Raw genomic sequence first — 17,883 nt, 5'->3', positions numbered from 1 at the left:
AATATCTGTTGGATATCAAGGCTTCTGGCGGTTTTCAAGAGACCAGTTGGCTGCCGCGCGGGGAAAGGCCTGCGCTGCCATAAATTGCGTCAATCACGCGCATATTTGCCACCGCATCCGCCCCGCCGGTCAGCGGTTCCGCGCGCCCGGCCAGCACGTCCACCATATGCGCCAGCTGGTGGTCATAGGTGATGTCGCCCGGAATCGTCTCGGTCCGGTCCGGCTGGCCATGCTGCTGGAGGATGATCTTGTGCCCGCGATGCGGGTGGATCGGATTGTTGAAGGTCAGCGAGCCCTTGGTACCTTCGACATGCAGCTGCATGCGCCGTGTCACGGTCTCCGACATGGACGTCATGACCGAGGCGGTAACATCGCCCGGAAAGACCAGCCGCGCATGCGTCGAGATATCGACACCCGGGCGGTCGCAATGGCATTCGGCGGACGCAACGGCGGGCTCGGCGCCCGCCATGGTCCGTACCATGTGGATGCAATAACAGCCGAGATCCATCAGCGCGCCGCCGCCGGTCTCCAGCGTGTGGCGCAGTTCGCCGGGCCGGTAGGGGATGGCGACCGAGAAATCCGCCTCCATCGACAGGATTTTCCCGACATGCCCGCTGCGGACATGGCCGAGGGCGTGAAGGAAGGCCGGGTGGAAGCGGTAATGGAATGCCTCCAGCAGCGGCCGGCCGGTCTCTTCTGCCGCCTGCTGCATGGCAGCCGCTTCGTCGGCATTCATCGCGAACGGCTTTTCGCACAGGACGGCCTTGCCGGCCCTGAGCGCGGCGATGCTGAGGTCGGCATGCCGGTTCGGGGGCAGGGCATTGTAGATCAGGTCGATGTCGTTGCGGGCGATTAGCGCCTCATAGCTGTCCGCCACATGCTGGATGTCATGCTCGGCGGCGTAGGCAGCCGCGCGGCCGGCATCGCGTGCGGCCACGGCGACGACGCGGCAGTCGGTCCGGCGGCGGGCAGGCTCGATGATCGCCGGCGGCGCAATCTTTGCCGCTCCAAGAATGCCGATCCGGATCATGGAAAGTCCCCCCTCTGTCAGCGCGCATAGTGGCCGCCGGGACGGGTTTGTAAATGAAACCGGTGCGGCGCAGCGGAGATTCTTAACCAGTCCTTGCGGCGATCTTCGCAATTTCACCCATCCGGTAACCAAACAGAAAGGCTGTGCCGGGTTAATGGAACATCCCGAGGCCGTTAATCTTAGGAGTGCCTACGCCAATGATGAATGATCTTACGGCGCACATCGCTAAAACCAGCGGCCTTGCGGAGCCTGATGCCAGGCAAGCCCTCGGCATCGTTCTGAATGCGGCCGAGCGTCAGGCATCCCCTTTCGCCACGGCCATGTTCACAACGCTTCCCGGCGCCCGCGCGCTCTCGGCCCGGACAGGCAGCGAACTGGGTGCCCCGGTTGGCGAGATCGCCCGCATGATCGAGCAGACTCCCGGCGGCAAGCGCCGTGTTGCGCGTGAAATGATCACGGCCCTTCACGCCATCGGGCTGGACCACAAGCATATCGGCGCGCTGCTTCCGGCCATCTCCTCCCATATGGAAGAGGTTCACGGCCTCAGCGGATTCGGCCATCTCGGCGACCTGATCGGGTCGGATCTCGACGGTGACATCACAGCCGATGACAGCGACACCAAGGCCGCCTGACACGCCTGGAAAGCCGCAAAGAAATGCCGCCCCCGCCGGGCGGCTTTTTTTGTGCGCGATCAAATATGACAAATCCGGGTGATCCAACCGGCGTATCGTTGCGTAAACGCTTCGATACGTCTGGCATCCCCCCCACCCAGACGGACGTATCGACCTACCCGAGGGCCGGGCTGCCAATATACCCTCCCGGCAGCCTGGCCCTTTCCCTTCGCGCCCGCCCTGTTTATGGAGAGGCGAACGAACAGGGGAATTTGCACACATGACAGCGACTGCGACGCTTCAGGCGGATGAAAAACTTGCGCTGGACCTGATGTCGGCCATCCGGGCCGCGGCGGAAGAGCTCTGCGCACCGTCGCACGTGGACCTGGTTTCGGTGACGGTGGACGTCTCCGCCCGCATCGACGATGCGTCGAAGGCCGGTTTCGACACGCGGATCGACCGGCGCACGCGCACCATCCTGTTCGCCGGTGGCTCTGCCACGATCAATGGCACGGTCGTGATGAGCGCGACGGCGGTCTATTCCATCCGCCCGGCCTGAATCGCCCGGCCATCGAAGGCGCCTTCGGGCAGTGTGTCGAGTTCGTTGCGGACGCGGGGCAGGGCCTCGGGATGTTTCTCCTGAAGCCAGGTGATCATCTTTTCACGGATGAAGCACCGCAGGTCCCAGGCATCGGGAGAGTTCTTCGCGCTGGCTAATGCCCGTATACGGATCGTGTTGATGCCTGTGTCCGTCACCTGCAGGTTCACGACGTCGCCATCCCACAGCGGGGTGGCCCGGCAGATCTCCGCCAGCTTCTCCCGCATCTCCGAGACGGGGGCCTGATAGTCCAGCGACCAGAACACGCTGCCGATGATGTTGGAGGATTTCCGCGTCCAGTTCTGGAACGGCTGCTCTATGAAATACGAGACCGGCACGACCAGCCGCCGCCAGTCCCAGATGCGGACGACGACGTAAAACAGCCCGATCTCCTCGATCCAGCCCCATTCGTCTTCCAGCACGACTGCATCATCGAGGCGGATGGGCTGGGTGAAGGCGATCTGCAGGCCGGCGATCAGGTTCGACAGCACCGGGCGTGCGGCAATGCCGACCGCGATGCCCGCGATCCCGGCTGAGGCGAACAGGCTGACACCGAACTGTTTGACGCCGGGGATCAGCGTCAGCCCGGCAGCGACGGTCACGATGCCGACCGCGACAACCCAGATGCGCCGGATCACATCCAGCCGCGTGGCGGATTTGCGCGCCTTCAGATTATCGGAATCCCGGAAGTTCAGTTTGGCCAGGCGCCGTTTCACCAGTCCGTCGACAAGCGTGCCGATGGACCAGCCGGTCGCGGCGATGAAACAGATCGAGGCCAGCACATCCGGCCAGTCGCCCAGCATGTGCCAGTCAGGCACCAGCCCTGTATGCGGAACGCTCAGGATTGCCGCGCCGATCAGGGCGAACAGGGCAGGCGGACGCGCGCGCTTCAGCCAGCGGATGCGCATCGCCCGCTTCAGCGTTTCCCGCTTCGAGCGGTTGTTGGCCGCTTCCTTCTTCTGTTTGTTCCCGGCGATGACGGCGTTCCTTCCGGTGACGTATCCTATTGACCGGATACGCGATTGGTCTGCGACGGTTCAACAGCCGGGGCCGTGTTTCGTTCCCAAACGCCCCAGGCGGGTATTCCTTGGGCGTTACTTCACGCGCTCAACACGGAAAGCCAGTCCGCCGTCCAGCTTCATCTTGAAGCTGCCCAGCGCCGCCTGGTAGACGCGGGCTTCCTTCTTCGGGCTCGGGCTGATCCTCTTGCTGTCGACCTGTCGCCACACCTGGCCGTTTTCCAGCGTGACAAGCAGGGCGCCGCGGCTGCCGCTTACGGATGTCACCGGGAAGGTCACTTCCTTCAGCTCGTCCGATATCGAATTGCCGCCGGAATCCCTGCTGCCAAAGGCCAGTTTCGGCAAGGACGGAATGGAAAAGCCGAAGCTGTCACGCTGCACGTCTTCGACTTCCTTGCGTGTGAAGGTCTTTACCTCACCGGCTTCCTCCGCCGCCTTCAGCCGGCCGACGGCGGTATCGTAGCAGGCGAGGCGTTCGGCATCTGCGGTGATGTCCTTGCAGGCATAGACATCGGATGTGGAGGCGTTTTCAGCCAGCGCAGGCAGAGCGGCCAGACTGATGGCGGCGGCGATGAGGGTGATCGGGCGTTTCATGGCGGCGTTCCTCGGTTTATGGGCCCCAGGCCCGTGACTGGCATCGTTTCTGGCAAATCCGGGCAAGCCCGGGAAGGGCAGCCCGCAGTTTGCGGCAAACTCAGCTTCTGTTCATTCAAAATACGCAAAGTCTTTTCATTTGTGTCGGCATCTGGCAGCAAACAACCCAAACTGAGACCACCCAGGAGTATGCGCATGATCTTCTCCCGCACGCCGCGCCTTTTGGCCGCCGGCGCCATGGCCCTTGTTCTTGCTGCTTGCGGAGGCGGCGGCAACGGCGGATCCGAAAGCGACGTTCCGACCCTGCGCCGCGGCATCTCGGCCAAGGTCGACACGCTCGATCCGCACAAATCCTCGGCCCAGTGGGAGGACATCATCATCGGCGACATGTTCATCGGTCTGACGACCGATGGCCCGGACGCCCGCCCGCAGCCCGGCATGGCTACCAGCTGGGAAACCAGCCCGGACGGCCTCGTCTGGACCTTCCATCTCGGGGATTACTACTGGTCCGACGGCAATCCGGTCGTTGCAGAGGACTTCGTTTACGGCCTGCGCCGCATCCAGTCGGCGGAAGTGGCCTCGCAGTATTCCTCGCTGCTCTACCTCATCAAGAATGCCGCCCAGATCAATCGGGGCGAGCTGCCGCCGGAAGAACTGGGCGCCCGCGCCATCGATGACAAGACGCTGGAGCTGACGCTGGAATACCCGGCGCCATACCTGCCGGGCCTGCTGTCGCACTACACGACCTATCCGGTACCCCGCAAAGCCATCGAGACCTATGGCGATGCCTGGATCCAGCCTGACAACATCGTGGTGAACGGCCCGTACAAGCTGGTTTACTGGCGGACCGGCGACCAGCTCGTCGCCGACAAGAATCCGACCGGCTTCGGCGCGGAGGATGCCTGTTTCGACCGGGTAGTCTATTTCGAGCTGGAAGACCTGACGTCCGTGGAGAACAAGATCCAGGCCGGTGAACTGGACCTCAACAATGCGTTTGATGGCGCTCGCCAGACTGAAATCGAAGCCAAGCTGCCAGGCTGGGTCCGCACCACGCCGGCCCTGATCACCACCTATTGGTCATTCAATTCCCAGATTGCCCCCTTCGACGATGTGCGCGTCCGCAAGGCGCTGTCCATGGCGCTCGACCGGGAATTCATGGTGAAAAGCGTGCTGACGCCCGGCTATGTGCCGGCCTATTCCATGGTGCCTCCGGGGGTGAACAATTATGACGTCCCGCGGCCGCATGTGGCGTGGGAAGACACGCCGCGCGAAGAGCGTCTCACGGAAGCCAAGCGCCTTCTGGAAGAGGCCGGTTACGGCCCGGACAATCCGCTGGAGTTCGAATTCATCCACCGTTCGACCGATGACAATCCGAAAGTCGCCCCGGTGGCACAGGCCAACTGGGCCGAGATTGCCCCCTGGGTGAAGCCGACGATCGTGAAGCAGGACACCAAAGTGCTGTATGCGCGTCTGCGCCAGTCGGACTTCGAGGTTGCCGATGGGGCCTGGGTCGCCGACTTCGACGATCCGATCAACTTCCTCTACCTGCTGAAATCGGACACCGGCCAGCAGAACTACGGCAACTATAACAATCCGGAATATGATGCGCTGCTCATGCGCTCGAATACCGAACTCGACCTCAAGCAGCGGGCCGAAACCTTTGCCGAGGCGGAAGACCTGATGCTGAACGACTATCCGATCACGCCGATGTGGTTCCAGGTGACCAAGAACCTCGTGGACCCGGATCTGACCGGGTTCGAGGAAAATGCGAAGGACAAGCACCGCTCGCGCTTCATGTGCAGGAATGATATCCAATCCGCTGAATAGGTGTTGCTGATCAGGGGGAGGCAGCATGAGTCACGACATGGAAGCCGCTGGGGCGGCCTCCCTTGGCGGCCTGACATCCGGCGAACACCACAAGGTTCAGCCGCCGGGTGAGCCGTGCCGGAATTGCGGCGCGGTGGTGACGGAACGCTACTGCAGCCGTTGCGGCCAGCTTGCCTCGAACTTCCACCGGCCGTTCTTCGGCCTCGTCGCCTCCAGCCTCGCGGACACGTTTGCGCTGGACAGCCGGCTGTGGCGGTCAGTGCCGCTGCTGCTGTTCCGCCCCGGCCGGATGACCCGGAACTATCTGGACGGCAAACGCGCGCGCTATGTGCCGCCATTCCGCATGTTCCTGCTGGCTTCGCTGCTGTTCTTCCTCACCGTCTTCGGCCTGGGCGACCGGCTGGGCTGGTATGCCGACTGGACGCTCAATCCCGGCGCCGGCGTGGAGATCTCCGAAACAGGCCGAGCGAACGCTATTGAGGAGCTGAAGGCCAGGCTGGAGCGGGATGACCTTTCACCGGCGGGCAGGGAAGGGCTGGAATCGGTGCTCGCCCGCCTTGAGGCCGGCGAACAGGTGCCGTTTGTCCGTGAAGACGGGACCGTGGACCGCGATGCCCTTCACGGCATGATCGACCAGGCCATCGCCCCCGGCACCTCGCCTGTCGAGGCCCAGACCATCCAGGCGGCGGGCGACCAGTTCGCCCGGGTGTTCGAAAATCAGGACCGTTTCGCGGCCCGGTTTCGTGAGTGGGCCCCCCGGTTCAGCCTGATGTTCATGCCGCTGCTGACATTGATGCTGACGGTCATATATGCTTGGCGCCGCTCGGTTTATGTCTACGACCACGTCATCGTTGCGTTGCATTTCCAGACGTTTGTTTACAGTCTGGCGACTCTGTTGCTGCTGGTTGGCGCATTCCTGCACATCGGACCCGACTTGTTGTCCCTCGTCGGCACAATCTGGGGTGTCTGGTACCTCCACAGGCAGCTTCGCGTCACCTACGGAACCGGCTTTTTCATGGCGGCGCTTCGTACCACCATTTTGCTGATTCTTGGCATAACCGTGCTGTTTCTGCTGGCGCTTGGGCTGGTTATCCTCAGTTTTCTCCTGACTTGACCCCGTTTGCCTCCAAGACTGAGGCAAATAAACCACACCCTCCATTCTTTCGATGACAGAACAGTAACGATGCGTTGACGCTACGGTGACGAGGGTCTTATCGATATCCCCAAGTCTGGATTTCAGGGGTCCGGACACGCGCCAGACGACCGGCGCAATTCAATTATTGGAGGTAATATAGTGAACGGGAAATCTATGAAGTCCCGCCTGCTTGCTTCGTCCGTTTTCGCGGGCGCAGCATTTATGGCTCAGGCGAGCATGCTCGCCGTTGCCCAGGAAGCAGACGAAGCTGTCGATACCGTAGCAACCGCTGCGGACGAAACCGAAGCTCGTCAGGAGACGGTGGTGATCACCGGCTCGCTGATCCCGCAGAACGGTAACCTGGTTGAAACCAGCCCAGTGACGCAGCTTAGCGCCGCTGACTTCTCGGTCCGCGGTGTTGTGCGTGCGGAAGACATGATCAACCAGCTGCCGCAGGCATTTGGTGCGCAGGGGTCCAACCTTGCCAACGGTTCGACGGGTACGTCGTCCGTGAACCTTCGCGGCCTCGGTGCATCCCGCACCCTGACGCTGCTGAACGGTCGCCGCCTGCCATACGGTTCTGTGAACACAGCTGCGCCGGACATCAACTTCATCCCGGCTGCTCTCGTCAAGAAAGTTGACGTGCTGACCGGTGGTGCTTCGGCAACCTACGGTTCTGACGCTGTCGCAGGTGTTGTGAACTTTGTGCTCGACACAGACTTTGAAGGCGTTCGTGTCGACACGAACTACTCCTTCTATCAGCACGACAACTCGAACAGCTACATCCAGGGCATCCTGGAAGGCTTTGCAGCTGACAACCCGTCCCAGTACACGGTGCCAAACGGCAGCACGACGGATGGTGAATCGGTTGATATGACGGCTGCCTTCGGCGGCAAGCTCGACAGTGGCCGCGGCCATATCATGGGCTTCGTGTCGTATCAGAATACGAAGGAAATCCTTCAGGCAAACCGCGACTACTCGCAGTGCGCCCTGTCCACGGCAAATGATGGTGCAGACTTCACCTGCGCCGGTTCGTCCACGAACCAGTTCGCGAACCTGCTCGATGTGGATGGCGACTACACCATCCCGGGTATCGTTGATGCGACATCGCAGACGCAAAGCACCTGGAGCCGTGTGATCCCGACGGATGGTACGTTCGCTGCACGTGACTTTGTGACGGATACGTTCAACTACAACCCGTACAACCACTATCAGCGCCCGAACGAGCGTTACTCCTTCGGTACGTTCGCCAACTATGACATCAACGAATACGTCAATGCGTATACGGAACTGATGTTCATGGAAAACCGCACCAAGTCCCAGATCGCACCGTCCGGTGTGTTCGGTTACGGTGTTGCGGGTGAAGCTGGCGGCGTTCGTTGTAACAACCCGTTCCTGTCCGCCCAGCAGGTGCAATACCTGTGCGGTGAGATTGCTGACGGTGCGATCGATCGCTACACCAACTCTGAAGGCGAATACACGGATGCGTCCGGCGTTGTTCTCCCCGATCAGGACAACTTCGTCCCGCGTTTCGATGGTCTTCCTGACCAGGCTGCGCTTGGCCCGACGGATCTTGCCTCGGTCCTGCTGCTTCGCCGGAACGTCGAAGGCGGCAACCGCGTCAACGATCTGCGTCACACGACCTACCGTGGCGTGATCGGCATCAAGGGTACGCTGGGCGACACGCCATGGGGCTATGACATCTCGGCCGTCTACGCGAACCACCACCGCGCTCAGGTCTACAACAATGACCTGTCCGTCCGTAAGATCGGCTACGCGCTCGACGCTGCCGATGATGGGGCTGGCAACATTGTCTGTGCGATCAACAATGACGCGGATCCTTCAAACGACGATCCGAACTGCGTGCCTTACGATATCTTCTCGGGTAACGGTCCGGATCCGGCAGCTGTTGCGTACATCACGCAGCCTCTGTTCCGTGACGGTGAAGTGACCCAGACGGTTGTGACCGGCAAAATGTACGCCGACCTCGGTGAGTATGGCTGGACGTTCCCGGCCGCCGAATCCGGTGTGAAGGTTGCCTTCGGTGCTGAATATCGCCGTGACACGATCAGTGACAACCCGGATAGCAACTACCGCTCCGGTGATGGTGCTGGTCAGGGTGGTCCGACCACTGCGCTTTCGGGCTCTCAGGAAGTCTATGACTTCTTTGGTGAGGTCAACGTTCCGCTGATCGAAGGCCGTCCTGGCATCGAAACGCTGGGTGTTGACGCGGCTTATCGTCGTTCCAACTACGAAAACGTGGCATCCGACTCCTACAAGTTCGGTGTCGAATATGCTCCGAGCAACGACATTCGTTTCCGGGCTTCCTACCAGCGTGCTGTTCGGGCCGCGAACGTCCTTGAACTGTTCACTACGCAGTCCATCGGCCTCTTCGACCTGAGCCAGAACGAAAACGGATCCTATGACCCATGTTCGGGTCCGGCTCCGACGGCAACGGCAGCTCAGTGTGCAAACACGGGTGTGACGGCTGCACAGTACCGCAGCATCGGTGACAACCCGGCTGGCCAGTTCAACACGCTCGGCGGTGGTAACCCGGATCTCGATCCGGAGTCTTCGGACACCTACACGATCGGCTTCGTTGCAACGCCGTCCGCAATCCCGGGCCTCACGGTATCGCTCGACTACTTCGACATCACTGTCGAAGACCTGGTCGGCACGGTGCCTGAGCAGCTGACGCTGGATACCTGCCTCGAGACCGGCGACCAGTTCTTCTGCTCGCTGATCAACCGGGGTACCGGTGGTACGCTGTGGGCGAACTCCACGGGCTACATCACGGCCACGAACATCAACACCGGTAGCCTTTCGACCTCCGGTATTGACCTCTTGGCCAACTACTCGTGGGACCTGAATGCGAGAGGCGAGCTGGCCTTCGACTATGTCGGTACATGGCTCGACACGCTTGAAACCAAGCCGCTCCCGACGTCCGGCGCAAACGATATCTTCGATTGCGTGGGTTACTACGGCGGCAGCTGCGCAAGCGGTGGCGGAACCGAAATTGCGAACGGTGCCGCACCTGAGTATCGCCACAAGATGGGTGTCACCTGGAGTGATACGCAAGGCGTCTTCAGCGTGACGGGTACCTGGCGTTACTTCGACAGCGTCGATATCGCTGCGTCGTCTTCGCAGGTCGCGCTGGCCGGTTCCTATGCCGACATCAACAAGACCCTGGATTCCCAGAGCTACTTCGATCTCTCGGGTTCCTGGAACGCAACGGACTACATGTCCCTGCGTCTGGGCGTGAACAACGTCACGGATGAAGAGCCGCCGCTCTCCTCCGTCGTTGGTAACGCTCCGGGTAACGGCAACACCTACCCGCAGATCTACGACGCCTACGGTCGTTACATCTTCATGGGTGCGACGTTCGACTTCTAAGTCGACACGCCAAATGGCAAAATCGGGAACGGCGGTCCTTCGGGACCGCCGTTTTCTTTTTGGCGTAACAAAATGTGACCGGCACAGGGCTCAGCGCAGCGCCGTAGAGGGTCTGTAGAGTGTCTATAGACGGTGTTTGTGATGGTCTGCCGACAAGGCCTTATCCAACCGGTCCAACCGGTTTGCGGGGAAGGGCGGTGTCAGTCCGCCGCCCGCCAGCGGGCATAGATCGCGGTTGGCAGCAGGCGGCCCGAGTCTTTCTGGGGCAGGGCCATTTCGCCCATTTCCATTGTGCCGCCGAACGGCGCCAGCCGGTCTGACAGCGCCTGCGCGAGGGCGAGGTAGGACAGGCGGACGGCATAGGCCGTGAGGATGACGAAGCGGGGCTTGTCGCTCAGCAGATCGCGCACAGTGTCCAGTAATTCCGGGAGATTTTCCTCGAAACGCCAGGTCTCGTTCTTGGGGCCCCGGCCGAATTTCGGCGGGTCCAGGATGATGCCGTCATAGCGGTTGCCGCGCCGGATTTCGCGGGCGGTGAACTTCATCGCGTCGTCGGCAATCCAGCGGATGGGCTTGTCGTCGAGGCCGCTGAGCGTCTGGTTTTCCTTGCCATAGCCGTTCGATTTGGGGCTCGCATCGAGGTGCACGACCTCCGCGCCGGCGGCCGCGCAGGCGAGCGACATCATCCCGGTATAACCGAACAGATTCAAGGTGTTGATGGGCCTTCCGGCTGTGCGGATCTGGTCCTGGGCGAAGCGCCAGTGGACCGAATGCTCCTGGAAAACGCCCATGTGCCGGAAGGCGGTGCGCCGGGCATTGAAGGTCAGCCCGTTCCAGCGCATCGGCCAGGTGTCCTGCGCTTTCGGGGACAGGACTTCCCAGTTTCCGGAGCCATCTTCATCATTGTTTTTACTGGAAAAACGGGCATCCGCCCGCCAGCTCTCCACGGGGTGGGCGGGCTCCCAGAAGGCCTGCGGGTCCGGGCGGATCACGGTCTGGCTGCCGAAGCGTTCCAGCTTTTGCAGGTGGCCGGAATCGAGCAGGGCATAGTCTTCCCAGTCGTCCGCGATCAGCAGCTTAGTCTCTGTTTTCATTGGAAATCCCGCTGCCGCCACGCTTCGTACACCATGATCGCCGTTGCCTGTGCAAGGTTCAGACTGTCCGCCCCGCCGCGCATGGGAATGAGGACGAGCTGGTCGCATTCGGCCTCCACGGCCGGGGGCAGGCCGGCCTGTTCATTGCCCATCAGGATGACCGTATCCTGTTGCAGATCCACCAGATCGTGACGGGCGGCACCGTTCACGGACGCGGCGACGGAGGCGATGCCGGCCGCGCGGCGCCAGGCTTCGAACGCCTCGTGCGATGTCTGGGCAAACGGCATGTCGAAGACCGAGCCCATGGAGGCCCGGACGGCCTCGAAACTGTAAGGATCACAACAGGTTCCGACCAGGATGACGCCGTCCGCCCCGGCGCAGTCGGCGGTCCGCAATATGGTGCCTAGATTGCCCGGATCGCGCACCTCATAAAGGGCGACGAAAAGTGACTTGCGCGGACCATTCCGGACTTCCAGCTGATCAAGCGCGACCTGACGCTGCTTGAAAGTGGCGATAACGGACTGGGCGTTGTCCTTGTGCGTGATCTTCGACATCAGCCGTTCCGGCACCAGCACCACGCGCGCGCCGGCCTCCTCTGCCTTGTCGGCGAGGGCGGCGATGTGCGGGCGGTCTGCGACCGCTGCGGCGACGACGAGCGTGTCCGGCTGCCAGTGATTGGCGAGCCCCTGTTCCACGAGGCGCGCGCCTTCGGCCAGGAACAGACCGCTGGCCTGGCGTTCCTTTTTCCGCTCAAGCCCCTTCAGGGACTTGATCAGCGGGTTCGATGGAGAGGTGAGGGTTTCAGGCGGACGTTTCATGCGTTGTGGATCGCGTGCGGCAGACTCTTGCGACGGGTCCCTGAATAGGGCATCCCATCACAAAGGGAATGCCTAACAGGAGGTTAGCGGGGTCCCGAATGAGAGTGCTCGATTACCTGCTGGCGCCGGTCGCGCTGGCGGGCCTCGTGGCAACGGGATGGTGGGGGCTGTATCAGTCTCCGCAGCGGCCTGCAAACCTGGCCGTGCAGCTTGAGCAGGATGCCAACGCCGCCCTTGCCCGAAATGGATATGACTGGGCGCATGTGCGCATGAATGGCCAGCGGGCCGTGCTGAAGGGGGCTGCCCCTTCGGACGATGCGGCCATGGCGGCTGCCGAGACGGTTCTGCACTCCGGCTGGGGTGGCGGCGTCATCGTGGGCGGGGTGACAGTCGTCGAGGTCGCGGTCGACCCTGGCTTGCCGGTCTCTCCATTCGTGTGGCGGGCGCAGAAACTGCCTGACGGCCATATTATCCTGTCCGGAAACGTCCCCTCGCGCATGATCGCGAGCCAGATCGTGGCCGAGGCCGAGAAGTTGTCGGCTGGGGAGGCGCCGGAGAACCGTATGGAGGTCGCCGCCGGGGCGCCGGGCGGCAATTGGCAGGGCGTCGCGCGCTTCGGCCTGAGTATGCTGTCTGACCTGGATCGCGGCGAAGTCCGCCTGACGGGGAACACCCTGCGGGTGGGCGGCACGCAGATCGACCCGGCAGAGCGCGCACGCGTGTCGGCCAAGGTTTCTGCGCTGGCCGCCCCGTATCGCGGACTCCCGCTGATCAAGGGCCTGCCGGTCTGGACGGCCGCCCATACAGCTGAGGGACTGGTGCTGGAAGGCAAGGTACGGAGTGAGGCGCAACGCCGCGAACTGGTCAGCGCCGCGCAGGATCATGCCACCGGAGAAATTATCGACCGGATGGAACTCGCGCCGGACATGCCTGACGGCTGGGTCGCGCTGGCGCAGGCGGGCCTGCCGGGCTTTGCGCGGTTCCGTGCGGGCGAGATGGGCTATTATCCGGCTGACGGCGATGCCGGTCTGGTTGTCGAAGGCGAAGCGCCGGCCAGTCTTGTTCAATCCGTGAAGCAGGATCTCGCCTCAGTGAATACGGACCTGCCGGTCACGGTCTGGGCCGATCCGGTCGATGTGGATGTTCCGGAAATTTCAGGAATCGATTTTGCCGATGACCCGGCAGTGGCCTGCCAGTCGGCGTTCGATGCGGTGCTGGCGGCAAATCCGGTCGGGTTCGATGACACGGGAACCGGCCTGTCTGGCGGCAGCGGGCCCGCGCTCGACAAATTACTGGCCGTGTCACACCAGTGCGCACCGGGACTGATATTCGAAATCGGCGGACACGCAGATCCGGCAGGTGCTTCAGATGGTGGAAATGCACTGGGCAAGGCACGTGCGGAAGCGGTCGTGTCCTATATGGTGGCAGCAGGGTCTGACCCTGGCCGCCTGTCTGCGCTTGCCTATGGCCCAGACCAGCCTGCGCGGTCTAATGACAATAGCGACGGTCAGGTGCGCGACCGGCTGATAGAAATCAGAGTTCTCACACGGAGCGACTAATGGCTTGGCTTGTAACACATATGTGGATGGTGCTGGCTGGTGCGACCGTGTTTGCCCTGATCCTGGGCTGGTCCGTGCGCGGCATCCTGCTGACAGGCCGGATGCGCAAGGCCATTGTCGACAAGGACGTTGCCCTGACCGAGCTGGATCAGGCGCGTGACGAGATCGAACGGCTGTTTGCTGCCCAGCGGGCACAGCGCGGCGAAGGCGGCAATGTGGCAGACGCCTCCGCGCGGAAGATTTCAGACCTGACGGCGGAGCTGCAGAAGGCGAAGACCGAACTGGCGACCCTGAAAACCGAGACGGCGAAAGCGGGCCCGGCTGACCCGTCCAAACCGAAGGCCGAGGGGGAAATGCCCACCATCGTCCTGCCGCCGAACCGCGGCGGGCCGGAAGATACACCCGGCGCATCCGAAGACGCGGGCGCCGCATCGGCGCAAGGCGGCGAAGAGCCGACACTGGTCTGGCGCAACCGGCATCTGGAAGCCCGTGTGCAACATCTGGAAAGCCAGCTGGCCGAAATGGAAGCCGCCCCGGCAGACGCAGAGCCCGCCCCCTCCGGCGAGGCTGAACCTGCTGCCGAAACGGCCGCCGCGCGGCCTTCGGCAGATGAGGAAGGACTCTCCAAACTGAGATGGCAGGCCGATTACCTGAAACAGCGTGTCGAGGCGCTGGAAGGGGAGCTGGCCAAGGCCCCGGCGGAAACGCCTGTCGTTGCGGATGAAGACCTCAACGAAGAAATGGCACGCCTGCGTTGGCGCAACCGTTTCCTGGAAGGGCGGCTCGCCTATTTCGAGGGCGGCGCTGAAGAGGCGGCAGCCGAGACCGTAGCCGAAACGGCCTTCGCAGAAACAACCGGCGCAGAGGCCATGCTGGAAGAGCTGGAAATCGAGGATACCGCCGCGGATGTGACGGAAGCGGTCGAAGCGATTGCTGAAGACATGTCGGCGGCTGAAGCGCCTGCGGAAGACGCGGCTGAACCCGAATATGACGAGGTGGAAGACACCGAGGTCGAGGACGCGGCGTTCGATGCACTGCCTGAGGCAGAGCCGGCCGTTGAGGAAGAGACGGAACTGCCAGACGAAGGCGATGCCGAAGACGACGCTGATGAGGCGTTGGCAGAAGCGTCTGAAGAAGACGCGCCTGAAGACGACGGCTTCGAAGATGTCTCAGACGATGAAGAGGAATCTCTCGCCGAAGCCGATCACGCCGATGAGGATGTGCTCTCCGAAGAGGAATATGACGCAGACGAGTTCGACGATGAGGACTTCGCTTTCGAAGCGGAAGCCGACGAGACCGAAGACCTGAACGGCGAGGATTTCGACGAAGATGACGCGGATGAGCCGGAAGAGTCCGATGACGAAGAAGACGATGAGTCGGACGGCGCCTTCGAGGATGATGACGACGACACAGACGACGACGAAGCCTACGATGACGCCGATGACGAGGAAGATGACTTCGAGGATGCGTACGAGGCGGATGCCGACGACGAAGATGAAGACGAAGACGATGAGGATGAGGATGAGGATGACTCGGCGCTGGACGAGACGTCAGATGAGGTAGACCAGGCCGATATCGAAGAGCCTGAGGACGCGCCTGAAGAGGCGGACGAGCCTGCCGGAGAGGCGGAGGTGTCCTTCGTCTCAGGTGACACCGTCCCGACGGAGCGCCCCATGGCGATGAACGGTCCGGTCGAAGGGCATCCGGACGACCTGACCCTGATCGGCGGCATCGGGCCCAAGATCCAGATCCTGCTGAATGAACTGGGCGTCTGGCACTATGACCAGATCGCGGAATGGACTCCGGAAAATGTTGCCTGGGTCGACGAACATCTCAATTTCAACGGCCGTATCATCCGCGAAGGCTGGGTCGAGCAGGCGGCTGTCCTGGTCCGCGACGCAGAGAACGCCTGATACATTCAGGCCGGGTTCAGCCGGAACCGGCGAGTCTTGCCTGAATGAAGGGTCGCACGATTGCAATTTGCAGGCGTGCGGCTAACCTTGATTTGCCTGAACAGGGAGAGGCACATGACGAAACTGATCGATATCGACAGCGCTATTTTTGAAGGCGCACCGCGTGTGAACCTGTCCCGCCGGGCGATCATCTCGGGCCTGGCTGCCGGGACGGTGTTCCCGTTTGTCAGCGGCTGTGAAACCAATCCGGCCACGGGGCGCAGCCAGTTGTTGCTGTTCGGGGATCAGGAAGTCGCGTCCATGGCGGCATCGGCCTGGACGGACATGAAGGCGCAAACGCCCGTGACCGCAAATTCCCGCCTGAAAAATCGTGTCCTGCATGTCTGGGAAAAGACACTCCATGGCGCAGAGCGGAAGGGCGACATCGCCGCCGGGCAGAGCTGGGATGTGGCCGTGTTCGATACCGATGACGTCAACGCCTTCGTCATGCCGGGCAACCGGGTCGGCGTGTATCGCGGTATCACCGAGCTGACCGAGAATGATGACCAGTTGTCGTCTGTGCTGGGCCACGAGACGGGCCATGTCGTCGGACGCCACGCCGCAGAGCGCCTGTCGGTGACGACGCTCGCCCAGACGGGGCTTGCCGTCGGCCAGATCGCCATTGCCCAGTCCGATACGCTTTCCAAGTACGGCAGCGAAATCGGCGCACTGGGCGGCGCTGCCATGCAGTTTGGCGTGATCCTGCCCTACAGCCGGAATCACGAGCTGGAGGCCGACAAGCTGGGCGTCGATTACATGCACAATGCCGGTTATGACGTGCGCCAGTCCGTCCGCCTGTGGGAGCTGATGGATTCCCAGTCCAAGGGCCAGCGGCCGCCGGAATTCATGTCCACCCACCCGGACCCGGCCCGCCGGGCCCAGGAACTGGTGAAGTACATCAATTACAAGGGCTACGCCCTGATGTAGCCGGGTAGGGGCGGTCTGCCGCCCCCGCTTGACCCCACGATACAGATGCGCCATACGCGCCGCTTCTGCGGAAGGCATGCCATGCCAGACCGCGGAGCCTCCATTGTAACCGGGCGGATCGAAAGACCACCGCCCCATCTGAAACGTTCGAGAGGACAATATGGCCAAGAAACTGCTGGGGCAGCTCAAGCTCCAGATTCCTGCCGGCCAGGCCAACCCGTCGCCGCCCGTCGGCCCGGCACTCGGTCAGCGCGGCATCAACATCATGGAATTCTGCAAGGCGTTCAACGCCAAGACCCAATCCATGGAACCCGGCCTGCCGGTACCGGTCGTCATCGACTATTACCAGGACAAGTCGTTCACCTTCATCACGAAGACGCCTCCGGCGACTGTGCTGCTGAAGAAGGCTGCCAAGCTGAAGCTCGGCAAGAAGCCTGCGTCCGGCGCCAAGAAGCCGGGCTACGACACCGTCGGCAAGGTCACCATGGCCCAGGTGCGTGAGATCGCGGAAATCAAAATGCCCGACCTCAACGCCAACGACATTGACGCAGCTGCCAAGATCATCGCCGGTTCCGCCCGCGCGATGGGCATCGAAGTTGTGGAGTAAGAACCATGGCGAAAGCAGGAAAGCGCGCACGCGCAATTGCAGAATCCGTTGACGCAAACAAAGCCTACACCGTCGCTGACGCTGTGGCGCTGGTGAAGTCCAACGCAAAGGCGAAGTTCGACGAAACCGTCGAGATCGCCGTGAACCTCGGTGTTGACCCGAAATATGCAGACCAGATGGTCCGCGGCGTGGTCAATCTGCCGGCCGGCACGGGCAAGGACGTCCGCGTCGCCGTGTTCGCGAAAGACGCGAAGGCAGAAGAAGCCACCGCAGCCGGCGCCGACTTCGTCGGTGCGGAAGACCTGATGGAAAAAATCCAGGGCGGCTTCATGGACTTTGACCGTGTCATCGCATCGCCGGACATGATGGCCGTCGTCGGCCGTCTCGGTAAGGTGCTTGGCCCGCGTGGCCTGATGCCGAACCCGAAAGTCGGCACCGTGACCCCGAACGTGGCCCAGGCCGTCAAGGACGCGAAGTCCGGCTCGGTCGAGTTCCGCGTCGAGAAGGCCGGTATCATCCATGCCGGCATCGGCAAGGCGTCCTTCGCTGAAGGCGATATCGAAAAGAACGTCAATGCGTTCCTCGATGCGCTTGTGAAGGCTCGTCCGGCCGGCGCGAAAGGCACGTTCGTGAAGAAGATCTCGCTCTCGTCCACGATGGGCACCGGCATCACGATCGATAACGCAGAGGTCTCTCAGTAAACCTGAGCGGATCCTGAC

At 62.1% G+C, this 17,883-nt stretch carries 15 protein-coding genes; 10 read left to right on the top strand and 5 right to left on the bottom strand.

Annotation, left to right across the window (positions count from 1 at the left end):
- Positions 1-34 precede the first annotated feature (34 nt).
- On the bottom strand, positions 35-1,030 hold the full coding sequence (locus HAD_RS00125; RefSeq protein WP_035568523.1) for a Gfo/Idh/MocA family protein: 996 nt from the start codon (positions 1,028-1,030) through the stop codon (positions 35-37).
- A gap of 197 nt (positions 1,031-1,227) precedes the next feature.
- Here HAD_RS00125 and HAD_RS00120 point away from each other — a divergent pair, with 197 nt between their 5' ends.
- On the top strand, positions 1,228-1,662 hold the full coding sequence (locus HAD_RS00120) for a hypothetical protein (protein ID WP_051595788.1): 435 nt from the start codon (positions 1,228-1,230) through the stop codon (positions 1,660-1,662).
- Between the two features lie 259 nt (positions 1,663-1,921).
- Positions 1,922-2,200 (top strand): hypothetical protein, encoded by a 279-nt coding sequence (locus tag HAD_RS00115; protein WP_035568519.1) that lies wholly within the window; start codon positions 1,922-1,924, stop codon positions 2,198-2,200.
- Here the strand turns inward: HAD_RS00115 and HAD_RS00110 are convergent.
- Both HAD_RS00110 and HAD_RS00105 read right to left on the bottom strand, forming a co-directional pair.
- A complete protein-coding gene (locus HAD_RS00110) occupies positions 2,179-3,147 on the bottom strand; it encodes a mechanosensitive ion channel family protein (protein ID WP_051595787.1) in 969 nt (322 codons plus the stop codon). The genes HAD_RS00115 and HAD_RS00110 overlap by 22 nt on opposite strands.
- A gap of 186 nt (positions 3,148-3,333) precedes the next feature.
- On the bottom strand, positions 3,334-3,852 hold the full coding sequence (locus tag HAD_RS00105) for a hypothetical protein (protein ID WP_035568516.1): 519 nt from the start codon (positions 3,850-3,852) through the stop codon (positions 3,334-3,336).
- Positions 3,853-4,047: 195 nt separating this feature from the next.
- Here HAD_RS00105 and HAD_RS00100 point away from each other — a divergent pair, with 195 nt between their 5' ends.
- The 3 genes from HAD_RS00100 to HAD_RS00090 all read left to right on the top strand — a co-directional run bounded on the left by HAD_RS00100 (position 4,048) and on the right by HAD_RS00090 (position 10,207).
- Complete coding sequence (locus HAD_RS00100; RefSeq protein ID WP_035568513.1) at positions 4,048-5,679, top strand: peptide ABC transporter substrate-binding protein; 1,632 nt, start codon at positions 4,048-4,050, stop codon at positions 5,677-5,679.
- 25 nt (positions 5,680-5,704) lie between these two features.
- Positions 5,705-6,793, top strand: a complete 1,089-nt coding sequence (locus HAD_RS00095) for a DUF3667 domain-containing protein (protein WP_035568511.1) — start codon at positions 5,705-5,707, stop codon at positions 6,791-6,793.
- 243 nt (positions 6,794-7,036) lie between these two features.
- Positions 7,037-10,207, top strand: a complete 3,171-nt coding sequence (locus tag HAD_RS00090; protein WP_035571313.1) for a TonB-dependent receptor domain-containing protein — start codon at positions 7,037-7,039, stop codon at positions 10,205-10,207.
- A gap of 200 nt (positions 10,208-10,407) precedes the next feature.
- Here HAD_RS00090 and HAD_RS00085 read toward each other — a convergent pair whose 3' ends face one another.
- On the bottom strand, positions 10,408-11,301 hold the full coding sequence (locus HAD_RS00085) for a class I SAM-dependent methyltransferase (protein WP_035568508.1): 894 nt from the start codon (positions 11,299-11,301) through the stop codon (positions 10,408-10,410).
- The gene (locus tag HAD_RS00080; protein WP_035568505.1) at positions 11,298-12,119 is read right to left on the bottom strand and encodes a TrmH family RNA methyltransferase; all 822 of its coding nucleotides are present in this window, start codon (positions 12,117-12,119) and stop codon (positions 11,298-11,300) included. Before HAD_RS00080 ends, HAD_RS00085 begins: the two co-directional genes overlap by 4 nt.
- A gap of 98 nt (positions 12,120-12,217) precedes the next feature.
- On the opposite strand from HAD_RS00080, the gene HAD_RS00075 reads away from it, so the two are divergent.
- The 5 genes from HAD_RS00075 (at position 12,218) to rplA (ending at position 17,865) form a co-directional block, all read left to right on the top strand.
- Positions 12,218-13,678, top strand: a complete 1,461-nt coding sequence (locus tag HAD_RS00075; RefSeq protein WP_035568502.1) for an OmpA family protein — start codon at positions 12,218-12,220, stop codon at positions 13,676-13,678.
- Complete coding sequence (locus HAD_RS18480) at positions 13,678-15,591, top strand: hypothetical protein (protein WP_156942100.1); 1,914 nt, start codon at positions 13,678-13,680, stop codon at positions 15,589-15,591. Before HAD_RS00075 ends, HAD_RS18480 begins: the two co-directional genes overlap by 1 nt.
- 114 nt (positions 15,592-15,705) lie before the next feature.
- Positions 15,706-16,557: a M48 family metallopeptidase gene (locus HAD_RS00065; RefSeq protein WP_051595784.1), complete on the top strand. Its 852-nt coding sequence runs from the start codon at positions 15,706-15,708 to the stop codon at positions 16,555-16,557.
- 160 nt (positions 16,558-16,717) lie between these two features.
- Entirely contained in the window at positions 16,718-17,164 is a 447-nt protein-coding gene (gene rplK / locus HAD_RS00060; RefSeq protein WP_035568499.1) for a 50S ribosomal protein L11, read from the top strand.
- A gap of 5 nt (positions 17,165-17,169) precedes the next feature.
- Positions 17,170-17,865: a 50S ribosomal protein L1 gene (gene rplA, locus HAD_RS00055; RefSeq protein ID WP_035568496.1), complete on the top strand. Its 696-nt coding sequence runs from the start codon at positions 17,170-17,172 to the stop codon at positions 17,863-17,865.
- The last annotated feature ends 18 nt before the right edge of the window (positions 17,866-17,883 follow it).

Origin of the sequence: Hyphomonas adhaerens MHS-3 (assembly GCF_000685235.1) — a bacterium.
Taxonomy (GTDB): domain Bacteria; phylum Pseudomonadota; class Alphaproteobacteria; order Caulobacterales; family Hyphomonadaceae; genus Hyphomonas; species Hyphomonas adhaerens.
The sequence above is the reverse complement of the archived record's forward strand: the minus strand, read 5'-3'. Positions and strand labels throughout refer to the sequence as shown.